Source organism: Sphingomonas sp. KR3-1, from assembly GCF_040049295.1.
Classification (GTDB): domain Bacteria; phylum Pseudomonadota; class Alphaproteobacteria; order Sphingomonadales; family Sphingomonadaceae; genus Sphingomonas.
Window position 1 is genome coordinate 209535 of record NZ_JBDZDQ010000001.1, and the last position, 15216, is coordinate 224750.

The window sequence follows — 15216 nt, forward strand, 5'->3', positions numbered from 1 at the left end:
GAAACGCCGTGACCGACATCGTCATCTATCACAACCCTGCCTGCGCCACCTCGCGCAACGCATTGGCGCTGATCCGCAACTCCGGCGTCGAGCCGCACGTCATCGAGTATCTGAAGACGCCGCCCGCCCGCGCGCTGCTCGCCCGGATGATCGAACGCGCCGGCATCGCGCCGCGCGACCTGCTGCGCGAGAAAGGCACGCCCTATGCCGAGCTCGGTCTGGCCGACGCATCGCTTTCCGACGACGCGCTGCTTGATGCGATGATCGCGCATCCGATCCTCATCAATCGGCCGCTGGTGGTTACGCCGCTCGGCGTAAGGCTCTGCCGGCCGTCGGAAACCGTGCTCGATATTCTGCCCGACCTCCAGCGCGGCGCCTTTGCCAAGGAGGATGGCGAGCAGATCATCGACGCGACCGGAAGCCGCCTTCCCGCGTGAACTGGCGGGCAATCCTCTCCGAAGCGCTGGGCAGCGCCCTGCTCTTCGCCACCGTGATCGGCTCCGGCATCATGGCCGAGGCGCTCGCCGGAGGAAATGGGGCGATCGCGCTGCTGGGCAACACGCTGGCGACCGGGGCGATGCTCTTCGTCCTCGTCACACTCTTCGCTCCGATATCGGGCGCGCACCTCAATCCCGCCGTTACGCTAGTCCTGTGCCTTCGCGGGCATGTCGGGCGCCGAAGCGCCGCCGCCTATGCCGTGGCGCAGCTGGCGGGCGGCGCGCTCGGCGTCTGGGTTGCGCACCTGATGTTCGCCCTGCCCGTCTTCCAGCTCTCGGAGCGGATACGCAGCGGCCCGGGCCAATGGATCGGGGAAGCGGTTGCCACCTTCGGGCTGATATTGACGATTCTGGGCACGATGCGGAGCAGGCCCGACAGCGTTCCCGCCAGCGTCGCGCTCTACATCACCGCCGCCTACTGGTTCACGTCATCGACCAGCTTCGCCAATCCGGCGATCACCGTTGCAAGGGCGCTGAGCGACAGCTTTGCCGGCATCGCGCCTTCCTGCGTGCCCGCATTCGTCGCGGCGCAGCTGGCAGGCGCGATAGCCGCCCACTTCGTCGCCCAAGTCCTGTTCGTCGGGACCTCGAGAAAAACCGCATGAGCCGCCTGCGTCCGCTGTCCCACCCCGATTATCTTCCCGCATTGGATCGCCGCTACCTGATCGAGCGCCCGGGCATGCTGCTCGGCCCAGATCAGCCGCCGCCGCGCATCCTCCTGCTCTACGGCTCGCTGCGCGAACGCTCCTTCTCGCGCTTCGCCGTCGAGGAAGCGGCGCGGCTGCTCCGCCTCTTCGGCGCGGAAACGCGCATCTTCGATCCGTCCGACCTTCCGCTTCCGGATCAGGTGGCCGGCGACGACCATCCCGCCGTCCAAGAGCTGCGCGCGCTGTCGATTTGGTCCGAAGGGCAGGTCTGGTGCAGCCCGGAACGCCATGGCGCGATCACGGGGATCATGAAGACGCAGATCGATCACTTGCCGCTGGAGATGCAGGGCGTGCGTCCCACCCAGGGCCGGACGCTGGCCGTCATGCAGGTCTCGGGCGGCTCGCAATCGTTCAACGCGGTCAACACGCTCCGCCTGCTCGGGCGCTGGATGCGGATGCTCACCATTCCCAACCAGTCGTCGGTCGCGATGGCGTACAAGGAGTTCGACGAGACGGGGCGGATGCGGCCCTCTCCCTATTATGATCGGATCGTCGATGTCATGGAGGAGCTGGTGCGGATGACGATCCTGACCCGTCCTCATGTTCCCCAGCTGGTGGACCGCTATTCCGAGCGAAAGGCGGCCGGGGTGGGAGTCGATCCGGCCGGCGCTCGCGCGAAGGCCGCGCTGGCGGACCGCGACTGACGGCGCGGCGCCCTCAAACCACCACTTCCCCCGCCGCCGGATGCCCCAGGAACGCGCTCGGGCTGGCCGTCGCGCCATAGGCGCCGGAGGCGAAGACCGCGATCATGTCCCCCACCTCGGCGCGGGGCAGCGCGACGCGGTCGGCAAGGCGGTCGAGCGGGGTGCAGAGCGGGCCGACGATCGTCACCACTTCCTCGGCCGGGTCCTGCATCCGGTGTGCGACCGCGACCGGATAGTTGCGCCGCACCACCGTGCCGAAATTGCCGGTCGCGGCGAGGTGGTGGTTGAGCCCGCCCTCGACGATCAGGAAGGTCTCGCCCTGGCTCTCCTTGCGGTCGACCACGCGGGCGAGATAGACGCCCGCCTCGCCGACCAGCCAGCGGCCGAGCTCGACCGCATATGCGGTGTCGAGCTTGCCGATCGCTCCGGCCAGCGCCGCGCCGATCGCGCCGACGTCCACCGGCGTGTCGCCCGGGAAATAAGGGATGCCGAAGCCGCCGCCGAGGTTGACCAGCGGCGGCACGGCGCCGCATTCCTCGGCCAGCTGCGCGGCGAGCTCCACCGTCGCCGCCTGGGTGGCGATGATCGCCTCGGTGTCGAGCGATTGCGAGCCGGCGAAGATGTGCAGCCCGCGCCATTCCGCGCCCTCGCCGATGAGGTGCTTGACCAGCTCGGGCACATGCGCGCGCTCGATGCCGAAGGGCGAGGCGCGGCCGCCCATCTTCATGCCCGATCCGCGCAGCTCGAAATCGGGGTTCACCCGCACCGCCAGCCGCGGGGTCACGCCGAGCGCCTTTCCGATCGCCAGCGCGCGCTGCCCCTCGGCGATCGATTCGAGGTTGAGCGTCACGCCGGCGCGGATCGTCGCCTCGAGCTCCGTGTCGCGCTTGCCCGGCCCGGCGAAGCTGACGTGGCTCGCCGTCATGACGTCGAGCGCGTGGCCCATCTCGCCAGCCGAAGCGACGTCCATTCCATCGACCAGCGGCGCGATCCGCTCGAGCAGCGGGGGGAACGGGTTGGCCTTGATCGCATAATGGACGCCGATCCTCGCAGGCAGCGCCGCGCGCAGCAGCGCGACGCGCGCCGCCACCACCGCGAAGTCATAGACATAGGCGGGGGTGTGGACGTCCAGCCACGGAAGTTCGCTGAGCGCCGCAAACTCGGGCGGGATCGGGCCGAACGGCTTGGCGGTGATGGTCATAGGCTCCCCTTCAACGCCGTCCGGTCCAGCTTGCCGTTGGCGTTGCGCGGCAGTTCCGCCCGCCAGTCATAGCGTGCCGGTTGCATGAAGCTCGGCAAATCCCGCCGCAGGCGCTCGCGCAGCTCGGCCTCGCGGCTGCCGTCGCCGCGCACGACCACGACGATCGCCTGGCCGAGCCGCTCGTCCGGAATCCCGAACGCCGCCGCCTCGCCGGTCTCGCCGCCCGCCAGCACCGCTTCCTCGATCTCGGTCGGGCTGATCCGGTTGCCGGCGGACTTGATCATCTCGTCGTCGCGCCCGACGAAGCGGAGCAGCCCGTCCGCATCAAGCCGCACCGTGTCGCCCGACCATACGGCCATGCCGCCGCTCCTTGCGAAGGCAGGCGCAGGGCGGAAGCGCTGCGCCGTCCGTTCCGCGTCGCGCCAATAGCCCTGGGCGACCAGAGGGCCCGCATGGACCAGTTCTCCCTGAGAGGCGGCCGCTCCGTCGGGACCGACCACGAGAATTTCCGCGAACGGTACGGCCGCTCCGATCGAATCGGGGTTGGCGTCGACCAGCGTTGGATCGAGATAGGTCGAACGAAACGCCTCGGTCAGCCCGTACATCGGGTAGAGATCGGCTTGGGGAAAGCGCGTGCGCAGGTCGCGCACCATTTTCGGGGTAAGCGCGCCACCTGAATTGGTTAGGCGGCGAAGCTTCGATGCAGCCTCAACCGGCCAGTCCGCTTCGAGCAGTTGCACCCAGAGCGGCGGCACCCCGGCCAGGCTGGTGATGCCGAACCGCTCGACCGCCTTGATGACGTCGCGCGCGGTCAGATAGTCGAGCGGCACGACGCGGGCGCCTGCGGCCCAGGTCGAGAAGAGCTGGTTCTGTCCGTAATCGAAGCTGAGCGGCAGCACGCCGAGCACGCAATCTTCAGATTCGACCTTAAGATAGTGCGCCACGCTGATGGCACCCAGCCATAAATTGGCGTGGCTCAGCATCACACCCTTGGGCCGGCCGGTCGATCCCGAGGTGTAGAGAATCGCCGCGAGCGTGTCCGTATCAACATCAGAGACCGGAAGTGTCCGCTCGCACGAGAGCTCGGCTTCGCTCAACACCCGGCAGTCCGCGCCAACATCGCCTGCTTCGAGGACCGAAGTGCGCGCTTGTTGGGAAACCAGCGCCCGCGCCCCGGAGTCGGCCAGGATATGCGCCACCTGCGCCCGCTTGAGCACCGGGTTGATCGGCACATGCACCAGCCCCGCCCGCACCGCGGCGAGCGGCATCAGGCAGGCGGTACGGGTCTTGGGCAGCCAGGTCGCCACCCGGTCGCCCGGGTGCAGCCCGAGGTCCTGCAGGGCGGCCGCCATCTCCCCAACGGCGGCTTCCAGCTCACCATAGCTGAGGGTTCCGGCCTTGTCCTCGAGCGCCACCGCATCGGGCGCCCCCCGGGAAGGCAGGCTGTCGAGGGGTCGGGGAACGGGGTCGAGTTCGATCACCTGCACACCCTTATACTTGGCAGCGGCGGCGCCAACCCTTACGGGAGCGAAAAATACCTCCTAGGGGAAGTGCATTGCAGCCCGATGGGTCGCTCCAAGTCGAAGATACCGTGCGCGGCGTGCTCCGCGATGTGCTGGGGCTAAGTGCCGAGCGCGTCGCCGATTTCCGGGCCGACACTCCCCTGTTCGGCGCCCTGCCCGAGCTCGATTCGCTGGCCGTCGCCGGCGTCCTCACCGAGCTCGAGGACCGGCTCGGCATCCTGATCGAGGACGACGAGGTGGACGGCGAGATGCTCGAGAGCTTCGGCGCCCTCACCCGCTTCGCCGCGGCCAAGGCACTCGGGTGATCGGCAGCTATGGCTGGGCCGGCGGACGGGAAGCGATGCTCCGCTTCGGTCCCGCCACCGGCCCGGTCGTGGTCGCGGCGCTCCCCCTGTTCGAGGAGGCCAACCGCACCCGCACCTTCGCGGTGACGCTCCTGCGCCGCCTCGCCGAGCGCGGCATCGCCGGCGCGCTGCCCGACCTGCCCGGCCAGGGGGAGAGCCTGGTGCCGACGCACAAGACCTCGCTCCTCAAGATGCAGGACGCCTTCAACTTCACCTGCGACACCTTCGATCGCGAGGGCCGCAGATGCTATGCGCTGGGCATCCGCAGCGGTGCGCTGCTCGACGGCCTCGCCTCGGTCGCCGGCCGCTGGCACTTCGCCCCGATGCTCGGCGACAAGCTCCTGCGCGAGCTGAAGCGGGCCGCGATCGCCGCCGACCCGCAGCGCCACGACCTGGATGCGCTGGTCTTCGGCGGCGACACGCCGATCGAGATCGCCGGCAATCTGCTCGCCCCGACGCTGCTCGGCGAGCTGCCCACTGCCCGGCCTGCACCGGGCGCGCGGATCGTCCGCCTCGCCTCCGACACCGGGGAGGCCGACCGCAAGGTGGAGGGCGCGCCGCTGTGGCGCCGTGCCGAGCCGGACGATGATCCCGCGCTCGCCGTGCTGCTCGCCGACGATATCGCCGCATGGGTCCGCACATGCGAAAGCTGATCGAAATCGCCTGCGCCGGCGAGACGCTGGTCGGCACGCTCGACGATGCCGCGGGGACCACCGGGCTGCTGATCGTCTCGGGCGGCAACGAGATCCGCATCGGCGCGCACCGCGGCATGGCGCTGCTCGCCGAAGGCGTCGCCCGCGCCGACATCCCGGTCCTCCGCTTCGACCGTCGCGGGATCGGCGATTCGACTGGGGAGAATCGCGGGTTCGAGGCGAGTGCCGCCGATATCGCCGCGGCTGCCACGGCGTTCCGCGAGACCGGGGTCGAGCGAGTCATCGCCTATGGCAATTGCGACGCCGCCACCGCTCTCGCCTTCTTCCACGCCCAAGCGGGGATCGACGCGCTGGTCCTCGCCAACCCCTGGACGGTCGAGGCCACCGACGAACTGCCCCCCGCCGCGGCGATCCGGGCGCATTATGCGGGCAAGCTGCGCGACCCGAAGGAGTGGCTGCGGCTCGCAAGCGGCGGCGTGAACATCGCCAAGCTCGCCAGGGGGTTGCGCAAGGCCTCGCAGAAGCCGCCCGAGACCGCCACCAGCCTGCCGGCCCGCCTCGCCGCGGCGCTCGCCCAGGCACAGGTACCGGTGACGATCCTGCTCGCGCAGGGCGACAGCACCGCGATCGCCTTTGCCGATGCCTTCAAGGGCGAAGCGTTCGACGCCGCACGCGCCAAGGTGCGCATCGAGACGCTCGACAGCGCCAGCCACAGCTTTGCCGGCGCCGCCGACAAGGCCTGGCTGCTGGAGACGGTGCTGAAAACGCTGCGCTGAGCGAGACTAGATTGTCCCGGCGAAGCCGGAGCCCGGAGATCGAACGCGACGCGGCGGAGAAACGCTGGGCCCCAGCTTTCGCCGGGGAACAGCACCTCTCCGCCACGTGATCACTCCGCCGCGTGCTGGACCGCCGTCTCGAAGTCCGCCTCGGCGAGGAAGCGCTCCGCTTCCAGCGCGGCCATGCAGCCGGTGCCGGCGGCGGTCACTGCCTGGCGGTAATGCTTGTCCATCACGTCGCCGCACGCAAACACGCCCGGCACGCTCGTCTTGGTCGTGCCGGTCTCGACGGTGATGTAGCCGTCCGAATCGAGATCGATATGGCCGCGGAACAGCTCGGTCGCCGGGTGATGGCCGATCGCGACGAAGCCGCCGTCCACCTCGATCGTGCTGAGCTCACCGGTGTTCATGTCCTTGAGCTCGATGCCGACCAGCCCCTCGGGATCGCCGCCGCCGATGAAGCGCTCGACCTTCTTGTTCCACAGCACATTGATGCGGTCGTTGGCGAACAGCCGCTGCTGCAGGATCTTCTCGGCGCGGAACGAGTCGCGGCGGTGGATCACGGTCACGTCATGGCTGTGGTTGGTGAGGTAGAGTGCTTCTTCGACTGCGGTGTTGCCGCCGCCGATCACCGCGACCTTCTTGCCGCGGAAGAAGAAGCCGTCGCAGGTCGCGCAGGCGCTGACGCCCTTGCCCTGGAGCAGCCGCTCCGAATCGAGCCCGAGCCACTTGGCCTGCGCGCCAGTGGCAATCACGAGGACGTCGCCGAGATAGACGGTGCCGCTGTCGCCGACCATGCGGAACGGGCGCTGGGTGACGTCGACCTCGACGATCGTGTCCCACATCATCTGCGCGCCGACATGCTCGGCCTGGGCCTGCATCTCCTGCATCAGCCACGGGCCCTGGATCACGTCGCGGAAGCCGGGATAATTCTCGACATCGGTGGTGGTCATCAGCTGGCCGCCCGGTTGGATGCCCTGGACCACGATCGGCGCCAGGCCAGCGCGCGCGCCGTAGATGGCGGCGGTGAGGCCGGCGGGGCCGGAACCGAGGATCAGCATGCGCGTCGAATGGGTGGCGGTCATCATGGCTTCCGAAAATGGCTGAGCCCCGCATCTAGGGGCTGGGGAACGTGTGAGGCAACATGGGTAGTGTCGCACGGCCCGCAATGGCTGTGGACAACAGCATGGCTTGGGGGCCGTTAAGCCGGGCTAGCCGCCCGCCACTTCGATCGCGCCGATACCGATCAGGTCGCCGCCCAGATGCGTGCCGCCGGTATCGATCCGCTGGAAGACCACGCCGAGATCGGCCAGGTCGAGCCCCTGCGCCTCGCGGCGGATCACTTCGCCGGCCGGCAGCTCGATCCGTGCCATGCCGTCGTCGCTGTGATGGCGCGCGGCGGCGATCTGGAAAGGCCCGACCGAGCCGAGGAAGCTTTCGGGCAGCGTCCGCCCCTCGCCGTCCAGGTCGAGATACAGGTCGTAATAATAGCCGCCGAGCTGCCCCGCGCCGCTGAGCGAGACCTGGTCGAGCACGATCGTCACCTCGTCGGGCACATAGGCAGCGTCACGCATGGGCCGGAGCGGCGCGCGCTGATAGCGCCCGCCCAGCCAGATGCCACGGTAGGGGATCGGTGCGGGGGCGGCTGCTGCGGGTGGCGGCGCCATCGTCATCGGCGGTGCGGCTTCTGCCGGCGCCGGAACGGGAACGGGAACCGGCACAGGTACCGGCGCAGGCGCTGGGGCGCCGACGATCACCGGCGCGGCGCGCACGGGCGGCGGCACGGCGATCGGCTTCTTCACGACGAGTGTGCCTTCGGGCAGCGCCGGCAAATGCAGGTCCGGATAGCGGTAGCCCAGACCTGCTCCGTCGATCGCCACGCTGCGATCGAGCGCCAGCTTCGCGGCATAGTCGAACCGGCCCGCCCAATAGGGATCGCCCGCCGCTGGCGCCGCCCGCCCCTGCCCGGCGGCGGCCCAGGCGGTCCATAGCCGGTCGATATTGGCGTGGTGCACCCAGAATAGCATGTCCGACGGCGAGAGCATGCTCGCCATCCTGCCGCCGACCAGATTGTGGACGTTGTTGTGGAACGCCTCGACCTTCGCCTCGAAGCAATCGGCGCTGCTGCCGCGCGCGAAACCGGTCACATCGGGCAGGAAGGCGCCATAGCCCAGCGCCTTGCCCACCTCCGCGCCGATCCGCGGCTCGAACAGCGGGTTGGTGGCGGAGTTGCCCGCGGTGAATTCGGCGGGAATGCGCGCGTCGGCGAAATAGTCCCAATAGGGCATCCGCAGCGTCACCGAACGGGCGATCTCGCGCAGCCTGGTCTCGAACAAATGGAGGTAGCCGCGGTGCCAGGCGAGGAAATAGGGCTGGCCGTGCGGGCAATGGTGCATGTGGACCATCGGCCAGAACGCCCATGCATTGGGGTCGTCGGCATTGGAGTTCGCCTTCATTCGCCGCACTGCTTCGACCAGGCGCGGATGATCGGCGGTCTTGCGGAATTCCGCCCAGGGCAAGCGCCGCTGGGCGGGCGCAGCAAGGGCCAGCCCCGGCGCGCCCGCACCGACTGCCAACAACCCGATGATCTCCCGCCGACTGAGCATGGCCCCTCCCCCGATTCGCCCCGGCGCGATCATGCCCGTGTGCGCGGCAAAGGCGAGTCCGGGTGACGCCATGCCCTCCCAAAGGGGTAGCCGCCAGGCGCCCTTCTGCGGATGGCACCGCGGCCGGGAAGTGGCGACAAGCGGATTGCGCCCCGGACAAGCCACCCCGGCCGGGCGCATCGCGCGGCGCCTGCCCTCTCCGCGCCGCGACGGGCGGGCGCGCCGAGTCCCCAGCACGGCGCGCCCGCCTAGAAGCCGAGGAGGGAAAGCTCCGCCTCGATCTGCGTGCGATAGACGCCTCCGAACAGCCGCAGGTGCACGAGCAGCGGCCAGAGCCGGTAGAGGGGCTGCCGGCGCTGCCAGCCCGGCAGGAGCGCCAGGCGCTCGACGAAATGCGCCGGGAGGTGGTCGAACAGGGTGAGCATCGCGGCGTCCACCTCGCGGTCGCCATAATAGCAGGCCGGATCGATCAATCCGGTGACGCGGCCGTTCGCGACCAGGATGTTGCCGCCCCACAGGTCGCCGTGGAGGAGTGACGCCGGCGGATCGCGCGGCAGCATCGTGCCGCACCGGTCGGCCAGCGCGCCCAGCCGCCGTGCTAGCGCGGGGTCGACGTGCGGCAGATGGCAGCGCAGCCGGTTGTCCGCCCAGAACGCCGCCCAGTCGGCGTTCCGCGCGTTGGGAATGGGGACCCGGCCGAAGTGATAGTCGAAGTCCCAGCCATAGCGCTCGCTCCGCCCGGCATGGAGCAGGGCCAGCGCCCCGGCGAGCGATTCCCATGCACCCGAGGGGCCGCCATTCGCTTCTAGCCGTTCGAGCAGCAGCAGCTCATCCTCGACGGCCAGCACGTGCGGCGCGGGTGCGCCGGTGGCGGCGATGGCGCGGAGCATATCGGCCTCGATCGGCGCCCCGGGTCCGCGCTTGGCGATCGCCTGGCGGCCGTCGTCCAGCTCGATCAGGCTGACCGCGGAGAGGTCCCCGCCTGCAACCCGCCGGGACGCACGCACGCGCGCACCGAGCAATTGCTCGGCACGTTGCTGCAGGTCGCTCATAGAGGCGCGTCCGATCGTCGTTTTCCGCCCTGCCGGCGGAGCAAGGCCAACGGGCCCCGACGCCGGGAGCATGAACCCGCCTCGACGAACAAGCAATTGATAGATTACGACAAATCGCCGGTGAGGCCGCGCGACTGGAAGGATTTGAGTGGTAGCGGAGGAGGGACTTGAACCCCCGACCCCAGGATTATGATTCCCGTGCTCTAACCAACTGAGCTACTCCGCCCCAAGGGATGCACGCAGCATTGCGAGGCACCCGAAAGGCTTGGCTACCGCCGAAGCGAGGGGGCCCAATAGGTCCCGCCTCGCCTCAGGTCAAGCGTACATGTGCCGCGAATGCGCTTCCCATGGACCGCCGCGATAATGCCAGCTCGCAAGCCCCGCGATTTCCACTTCGCGCGGCGCGAAATCCTTCGAAAGCGCGCTCAGCACTGCCTTGGCCAGCACCGGACGCACCTTGTTCTGGATGGTGACGTGCGGGCGCCAGCGGCCGGCATCCTGCGGGGTCAGCAGCCCGGCGAACGCTTCGACCAGCCCCTCGCGGATGGCCACCAGCTCGGGGGCCTCGATCCGGTAGGCAACCCCGCCGCCAAGCGACATCAGCCCGGTCACCCGCGCCCGCGGCGCGCGCACCCCGCGGGTCTCGACCGAGAGGCGACGCTTCAACTCGTCCGCCACCGAGGGCGGCAGCTGGTGGAACAGCGTGAGATGCGCGTCCAGCACGTTGCGCTCGGGCGGATAGTGCTCGCGGCGCAGCGCATTGAACCAGGCCTGGTCCTGGCGGCCGAGCAGCGCGGTGACGATCAGGGGAGCGTAGGCGCTCAGATCTCGACCTGGCTGCCCAGCTCGACCACCCGGTTGGTGGGCAGGCGGAAGAACTCCATCGCGCTTTCCGCGTTGCGCAGCATCCAGGCGAACAGCTTCTCGCGCCAGATCATCATCCCCGGCCGCGACGAGGCCAGCAGCGTCTGGCGGGCGAGGAAGAAGCTGGTCTCCATCATCTTGAACTCGGCGCCGCAGGCGCTCGCCGCCTTGAGCGCCGCCGGCACGTCCGCCTCCTGCATGAAGCCGTAGGCGAGCACCATGCGGTGGAAGCCCTTGCCCAGGTCATCGACGTGCATGCGATGCTCGTCGGGGACATAGGGCACGTCCTTGATCTTCACCGTCAGCAGGATCACCCGGTCGTGCAGCACCTTGTTGTGCTTGAGGTTGTGCAGCAGCGCGTGCGGCACGCCCTCGGGCGTCGAGGTCATGAACACCGCGGTGCCGGGCACCCGCGTCGCCGAGGTGGCGGCGGAGGTGATGAAGATCTTGATCGGCATCGCGCTCTCGCGCAGCCGGCTGATCATCAGCTGGCGGCCCTTCGACCAGGTGGTCAGCAGCGTGAAGACGATGAAGCCGACCAGCAGCGGGAACCAGCCGCCATCGGGCACCTTGGTCAGGTTCGCGGCGAAATAGGCCAGGTCGACGGTGAAGAACACCGCGAGCAGCGGGATCGCATAGCGCTTCTTCCACTTCCACAGCGAGAACAGCACGACCGCGAGCAGGCAGTTGTCGATCAGCATCGCGCCGGTGACGGCGATGCCGTATGCCGCGGTGAGGTTCGACGAGGTCTGGAAGGCCAGCACCAGCAGGATCACCATGATCATCAGCGCCCAGTTGATGAGCGGGATGTAGATCTGGCCGGCGGTGGAGGCGCTGGTGTGCTCGATGCGCAGCCGCGGCACGAAGCCGAGCTGGATCGCCTGCTGCGTTACCGAGAAGGCGCCCGAGATGACGGCCTGGGACGCGATCACGGCGGCCATCGTCGCGAGGATGACGAGCGGGAACTGCAGCGCCTCGGGCGCCAGCATGTAGAAGGGGCTGCGCAGCGCGTGATGCCCCTCGCGCATCAGCAGCGCGCCCTGACCCATATAGTTGAGGATGAGCGCGGGCAGCACGAACCACAGCCACGAGATCCGGATCGGCTTGCGGCCGAAATGGCCCATGTCGGCGTAGAGCGCCTCGGCGCCGGTCACCGCCAGCACGACCGAGCCGAGCGCCAGGAAGCCCTTCAGCGGATCGTTGGCGAGGAACTGGAAGGCGTGGTGCGGCAGCAGCGCGTTGAGGATCGTCGGCGTCTGGATCAGGCTCAGTGTGCCCAGCGTCGCGATCGTCAGGAAATAGAGCAGCATGATCGGCCCGAAGAACGTGCCGACGCGCGAGGTGCCGGTGCGCTGGATCGAGAAGAGCATGACCAGGATCACCACCGCGATCGGCAGCACCAGCCGCGAGAAGCCCGGCGCGGCGACGGCAAGGCCCTCGACCGCCGAGAGCACCGACACCGCCGGCGTGATCATCGAATCGCCGTAGAAGAGCGCGGTGGCGAACACGCCGAGCAGCACGATCCCCTGCGTCCAGCGCTTCGGGTTGCCGCTGCTGCGCGAGATCAGCGCGAGCAGCGCCAGGCTGCCGCCCTCGCCCTTGTTGTCCGCCCGCATGATGATCGTGACGTATTTCAGCGTCACCACCACCATCATCGACCAGAACATCAGGCTGATAACGCCCATGATGTGCAGCGTGTCGAGCGTCAGCTTGTGGTGCCCGTCGAACGTCTCGCGGAAGGCGTAGAGCGGGCTGGTACCGATATCGCCGAAGACGATGCCGATCGCGCCGATCGCGAGCTTCCACGTCGCGTCATGGCCGTGGCCATGCACTTCGAGCGCGTCGGGATGTGCCGGAGCCGGCGTTGCGGCTCCTTCTGGAGTGGTATTCACGGGCGCGGGTGTCGCGTCGGAAAGGAAACGGACCTGGCCATGCGACCTGCGTTCTCGATCTTCTAATTGCGGCGCGCGGTTAGCACGCGCAGCATGTGCAATCAACGAATGTCGTTACGGAGGGTTTGACGCGCAAGGGGTGCGGACGGTTCCCGCAGAATGAACGCGGCGTCATGCTCAGACGACGCGCCATTCGCCGCTGGGCAGGTCCGCGATCGACCATTCGCCGATGCTCCACCGCACCAGCCGCAGCGTCGGGTGCCCGACCGCTGCCGTCATCCGGCGGACCTGGCGATTGCGCCCCTCGCGGATGGTCAGCTTCACCCAGCAATCGGGGATGCTGGCGCGGTAGCGGATCGGCGGGTCGCGCGGCCATAGCGCCGGCGCATCGATCCGCTCGGCCTGCGCCGGCCGGGTCGGGCCGTCCTTCAGCTGCACCCCGGTGCGCAGCAGGTCCAGCGCCGCCGCATCGGGCTCCCCCTCGACCTGGACCAGATAGGTCTTGGGGAGCTTGAACTTGGGATCGGCGATCCGCGCCTGCAGCCTGCCGTCGTCGGTCAGCAGCAGCAGCCCCTCGCTGTCCCGGTCCAGCCTGCCGGCCGGATACACGCCTGGCATGTCGATGAAGCTGGACAGGGTGGCGCGCGTCGTTTCCGTGCCGCGATCGGTGAACTGGCTCAGCACGTCATAGGGCTTGTTGAAGCGAATCAGGCGAGTCACGCGGCGCCCGCCCCGAATAGCGCCTCAGCCTCGCTCCGTGTCGGCACTGCGCGCAGCACGAAGCTCGAGTTGATCGTCACCACGCCAGGCAACCGCCCGAGATGCTCGCGGTGCAGCCGCTCATAATCGTCGAGGTCGCGCGCCAGGATCTTTAGCCGATAGTCCTGCCCGCCCGAGACCAGCGCGCATTCCACCACCCCGTCGATCTGTGCCACCGCCGCCTCGAAGCGCGCCAGGTCCTCCTCAATTTGCGTGCCGAGGGTGATGTCGACCAGCGCGGTGATCCGGAACCCCAGCCGGCGATGCCCGAGTCGCGCGCCATAGCCCTGGACATGGCCAGAGGCCTCCAGCGCCTGGATCCGCCGTGTGCAGGCCGATTGCGACAACCCCACCTGCGTGGCGATGGCGCTCACCGGCGCGCGCGCGTCTGCCGCCAGAGTCTTGAGGATAGCTGCGTCAATCCTGTCCATATTGCATGAATAGCCGATTTTCACGCAATTTACAGGAATCTCATGCGCCGAGCGCCTTGCCCTGTCACATCTTTGCAGGGATTCGCCGCCGCCCATGCTATATCGTGCGCGCCAATCGTATTCATGGAGAGATTCCCATGCGCATCGGCGTTCCCAAGGAAATCAAGAATCACGAATATCGCGTCGGCCTGACCCCGGCTTCGGTGGCCGAGCTGGTCCATGCCGGCCATGACGTGCTGGTCGAGACCAAGGCCGGCATGGGCATCGATTTCGACGACTCGGCCTATATCGCCGTCGGCGCCAAGATCGCGCCGGACGCCGCCGCCGTGTTCGCCGGCTCGGACATGATCGTGAAGGTCAAGGAGCCGCAGCCGGGCGAGATCGCGATGCTCGAATCGCGCCATGTCCTCTTCACCTATCTCCACCTCGCCGCCGACAAGCCGCAGGCCGAGGGGCTGATGCAGTCGGGCGCGACCTGCATCGCCTATGAGACCGTCACCTCGAACTCAGGCGCCCTGCCCCTGCTCAAGCCGATGTCGGAAGTCGCCGGCCGCATGTCGATCCAGGTGGCATCGCACTATCTCGAGAAGGAACAGGGCGGCCGCGGCGAGCTGCTCGGCGGCGTGCCGGGCGTGGCGCCGTGCAAGGTCGCGATCCTCGGCGGCGGCGTCTCGGGCATCAACGCTGCGCAGATGGCCACCGGCCAGCGCGCCGACGTGACGATCTACGACATCAGCAACGAGCGCCTGGCCGAGCTCGACATGCATTTCGGCAGCCAGATCAAGACCGCCTATGCCAGCAAGGCCGCGATCGCCGAGGCCGTGAAGACCGCGCAGGTCGTCATCGGCGCGGTGCTGGTGCCGGGCGCGGCGGCGCCGAAGCTGGTCACCAAGGACATGCTCAAGACGATGATGCGCGGCTCGGTGCTGGTCGACATCGCGATCGACCAGGGCGGCTGCTTCGAGACCAGCCATGCGACCACGCACGACAACCCGGTCTACGAAGTCGACGGCATCATCCACTATTGCGTGGCGAACATGCCGGGCGCGGTTGCCCGCACCTCGGCCTTCGCGCTCAACAACGCGACGCTCCCGTTCGTGCTCAAGCTCGCCAATCTCGGCGCCGAGGGCGCGATGAAGGCCGACAAGCATCTCGCCAATGGCCTCAACGTCTACAAGGGCAAGATCGCCTTCAAGGCAGTGGCGGACGACCTCGACCTCCCGTACGAGGCATGGATGGGCTGAGGGGCCCGGTTCGAGCGGTCGGG

At 68.5% G+C, this 15216-nt stretch carries 16 protein-coding genes and 1 tRNA gene; 7 read left to right on the forward strand and 10 right to left on the reverse strand.

The window, feature by feature from the left end:
• Nucleotides 1-8 precede the first annotated feature (8 nt).
• From arsC to arsH, 3 genes are read left to right on the forward strand one after another with little or no spacing between them, the layout of a single operon-like run.
• On the forward strand, nucleotides 9-437 hold the full coding sequence (arsC, locus tag ABLE38_RS01140) for an arsenate reductase (glutaredoxin) (RefSeq protein ID WP_348972335.1): 429 nt from the start codon (nucleotides 9-11) through the stop codon (nucleotides 435-437).
• Nucleotides 434-1102 (forward strand): aquaporin, encoded by a 669-nt coding sequence (locus ABLE38_RS01145; protein WP_348972336.1) that lies wholly within the window; start codon nucleotides 434-436, stop codon nucleotides 1100-1102. Before arsC ends, ABLE38_RS01145 begins: the two co-directional genes overlap by 4 nt.
• On the forward strand, nucleotides 1099-1848 hold the full coding sequence (gene arsH, locus ABLE38_RS01150; protein WP_348972337.1) for an arsenical resistance protein ArsH: 750 nt from the start codon (nucleotides 1099-1101) through the stop codon (nucleotides 1846-1848). The genes ABLE38_RS01145 and arsH overlap by 4 nt, the downstream gene beginning before the upstream one ends.
• Before the next feature lie 13 nt (nucleotides 1849-1861).
• On the opposite strand, the gene ABLE38_RS01155 is transcribed toward arsH, so the two are convergent.
• Together ABLE38_RS01155 and ABLE38_RS01160 are read right to left on the reverse strand one after the other, a co-directional pair.
• The gene (locus ABLE38_RS01155; protein ID WP_348974430.1) at nucleotides 1862-3043 is read right to left on the reverse strand and encodes a pyridoxal-dependent decarboxylase, exosortase A system-associated; all 1182 of its coding nucleotides are present in this window, start codon (nucleotides 3041-3043) and stop codon (nucleotides 1862-1864) included.
• Nucleotides 3044-3045: 2 nt separating this feature from the next.
• Nucleotides 3046-4530, reverse strand: coding sequence for an acyl-CoA ligase (AMP-forming), exosortase A system-associated (locus tag ABLE38_RS01160; RefSeq protein ID WP_348972338.1), 1485 nt, complete (start codon nucleotides 4528-4530; stop codon nucleotides 3046-3048).
• 74 nt (nucleotides 4531-4604) lie between these two features.
• Here ABLE38_RS01160 and ABLE38_RS01165 point away from each other — a divergent pair, with 74 nt between their 5' ends.
• From ABLE38_RS01165 to ABLE38_RS01175, 3 genes are read left to right on the forward strand one after another with little or no spacing between them, the layout of a single operon-like run.
• Nucleotides 4605-4877 carry an acyl carrier protein gene (locus tag ABLE38_RS01165; protein ID WP_180140008.1) on the forward strand — a complete coding sequence of 91 codons (273 nt, stop codon included), beginning with the start codon at nucleotides 4605-4607 and terminating at the stop codon, nucleotides 4875-4877.
• Entirely contained in the window at nucleotides 4874-5569 is a 696-nt protein-coding gene (locus ABLE38_RS01170; RefSeq protein ID WP_348972339.1) for a hypothetical protein, read from the forward strand. Before ABLE38_RS01165 ends, ABLE38_RS01170 begins: the two co-directional genes overlap by 4 nt.
• Complete coding sequence (locus ABLE38_RS01175; protein ID WP_348972340.1) at nucleotides 5557-6345, forward strand: hydrolase 1, exosortase A system-associated; 789 nt, start codon at nucleotides 5557-5559, stop codon at nucleotides 6343-6345. The genes ABLE38_RS01170 and ABLE38_RS01175 overlap by 13 nt, the downstream gene beginning before the upstream one ends.
• Nucleotides 6346-6455: 110 nt before the next feature.
• Here ABLE38_RS01175 and trxB read toward each other — a convergent pair whose 3' ends face one another.
• From trxB to ABLE38_RS01215, 8 genes are all read right to left on the reverse strand, one after another.
• Nucleotides 6456-7430, reverse strand: coding sequence for a thioredoxin-disulfide reductase (gene trxB / locus ABLE38_RS01180; protein ID WP_348974431.1), 975 nt, complete (start codon nucleotides 7428-7430; stop codon nucleotides 6456-6458).
• Nucleotides 7431-7556: 126 nt separating this feature from the next.
• A complete protein-coding gene (locus tag ABLE38_RS01185; RefSeq protein ID WP_348972341.1) occupies nucleotides 7557-8951 on the reverse strand; it encodes a tyrosinase family protein in 1395 nt (464 codons plus the stop codon).
• Between the two features lie 248 nt (nucleotides 8952-9199).
• Nucleotides 9200-10003 (reverse strand): fructosamine kinase family protein, encoded by an 804-nt coding sequence (locus ABLE38_RS01190; RefSeq protein ID WP_348972342.1) that lies wholly within the window; start codon nucleotides 10001-10003, stop codon nucleotides 9200-9202.
• 149 nt (nucleotides 10004-10152) lie between these two features.
• Nucleotides 10153-10229 (reverse strand) — tRNA-Met (locus tag ABLE38_RS01195).
• 89 nt (nucleotides 10230-10318) lie between these two features.
• Nucleotides 10319-10828, reverse strand: coding sequence for a 2'-5' RNA ligase family protein (locus tag ABLE38_RS01200; RefSeq protein WP_348974432.1), 510 nt, complete (start codon nucleotides 10826-10828; stop codon nucleotides 10319-10321).
• The gene (locus tag ABLE38_RS01205) at nucleotides 10825-12699 is read right to left on the reverse strand and encodes a potassium transporter Kup (protein ID WP_348974433.1); all 1875 of its coding nucleotides are present in this window, start codon (nucleotides 12697-12699) and stop codon (nucleotides 10825-10827) included. Before ABLE38_RS01205 ends, ABLE38_RS01200 begins: the two co-directional genes overlap by 4 nt.
• Nucleotides 12700-12936: 237 nt before the next feature.
• Nucleotides 12937-13479, reverse strand: coding sequence for a pseudouridine synthase (locus ABLE38_RS01210; protein ID WP_348972343.1), 543 nt, complete (start codon nucleotides 13477-13479; stop codon nucleotides 12937-12939).
• Nucleotides 13476-13949 (reverse strand): Lrp/AsnC family transcriptional regulator, encoded by a 474-nt coding sequence (locus ABLE38_RS01215; protein WP_348972344.1) that lies wholly within the window; start codon nucleotides 13947-13949, stop codon nucleotides 13476-13478. The genes ABLE38_RS01210 and ABLE38_RS01215 overlap by 4 nt, the downstream gene beginning before the upstream one ends.
• A gap of 137 nt (nucleotides 13950-14086) precedes the next feature.
• Between ABLE38_RS01215 and ald the strand changes: the two genes are divergently transcribed.
• The gene (gene ald, locus ABLE38_RS01220) at nucleotides 14087-15193 is read left to right on the forward strand and encodes an alanine dehydrogenase (RefSeq protein ID WP_348972345.1); all 1107 of its coding nucleotides are present in this window, start codon (nucleotides 14087-14089) and stop codon (nucleotides 15191-15193) included.
• The last annotated feature ends 23 nt before the right edge of the window (nucleotides 15194-15216 follow it).

Coding starts and splice junctions, on each gene's coding strand:
- arsH (WP_348972337.1), top strand. CDS start 1,099: ATGAGCCGCCTGCGTCCGCTGTCCCACCCCGATTATCTTCCCGCATTG.
- ABLE38_RS01175 (WP_348972340.1), top strand. CDS start 5,557: ATGCGAAAGCTGATCGAAATCGCCTGCGCCGGCGAGACGCTGGTCGGC.
- trxB (WP_348974431.1), bottom strand. CDS start 7,430: ATGACCGCCACCCATTCGACGCGCATGCTGATCCTCGGTTCCGGCCCC.
- ABLE38_RS01185 (WP_348972341.1), bottom strand. CDS start 8,951: ATGCTCAGTCGGCGGGAGATCATCGGGTTGTTGGCAGTCGGTGCGGGC.
- ABLE38_RS01190 (WP_348972342.1), bottom strand. CDS start 10,003: ATGAGCGACCTGCAGCAACGTGCCGAGCAATTGCTCGGTGCGCGCGTG.
- ABLE38_RS01215 (WP_348972344.1), bottom strand. CDS start 13,949: ATGGACAGGATTGACGCAGCTATCCTCAAGACTCTGGCGGCAGACGCG.
- ald (WP_348972345.1), top strand. CDS start 14,087: ATGCGCATCGGCGTTCCCAAGGAAATCAAGAATCACGAATATCGCGTC.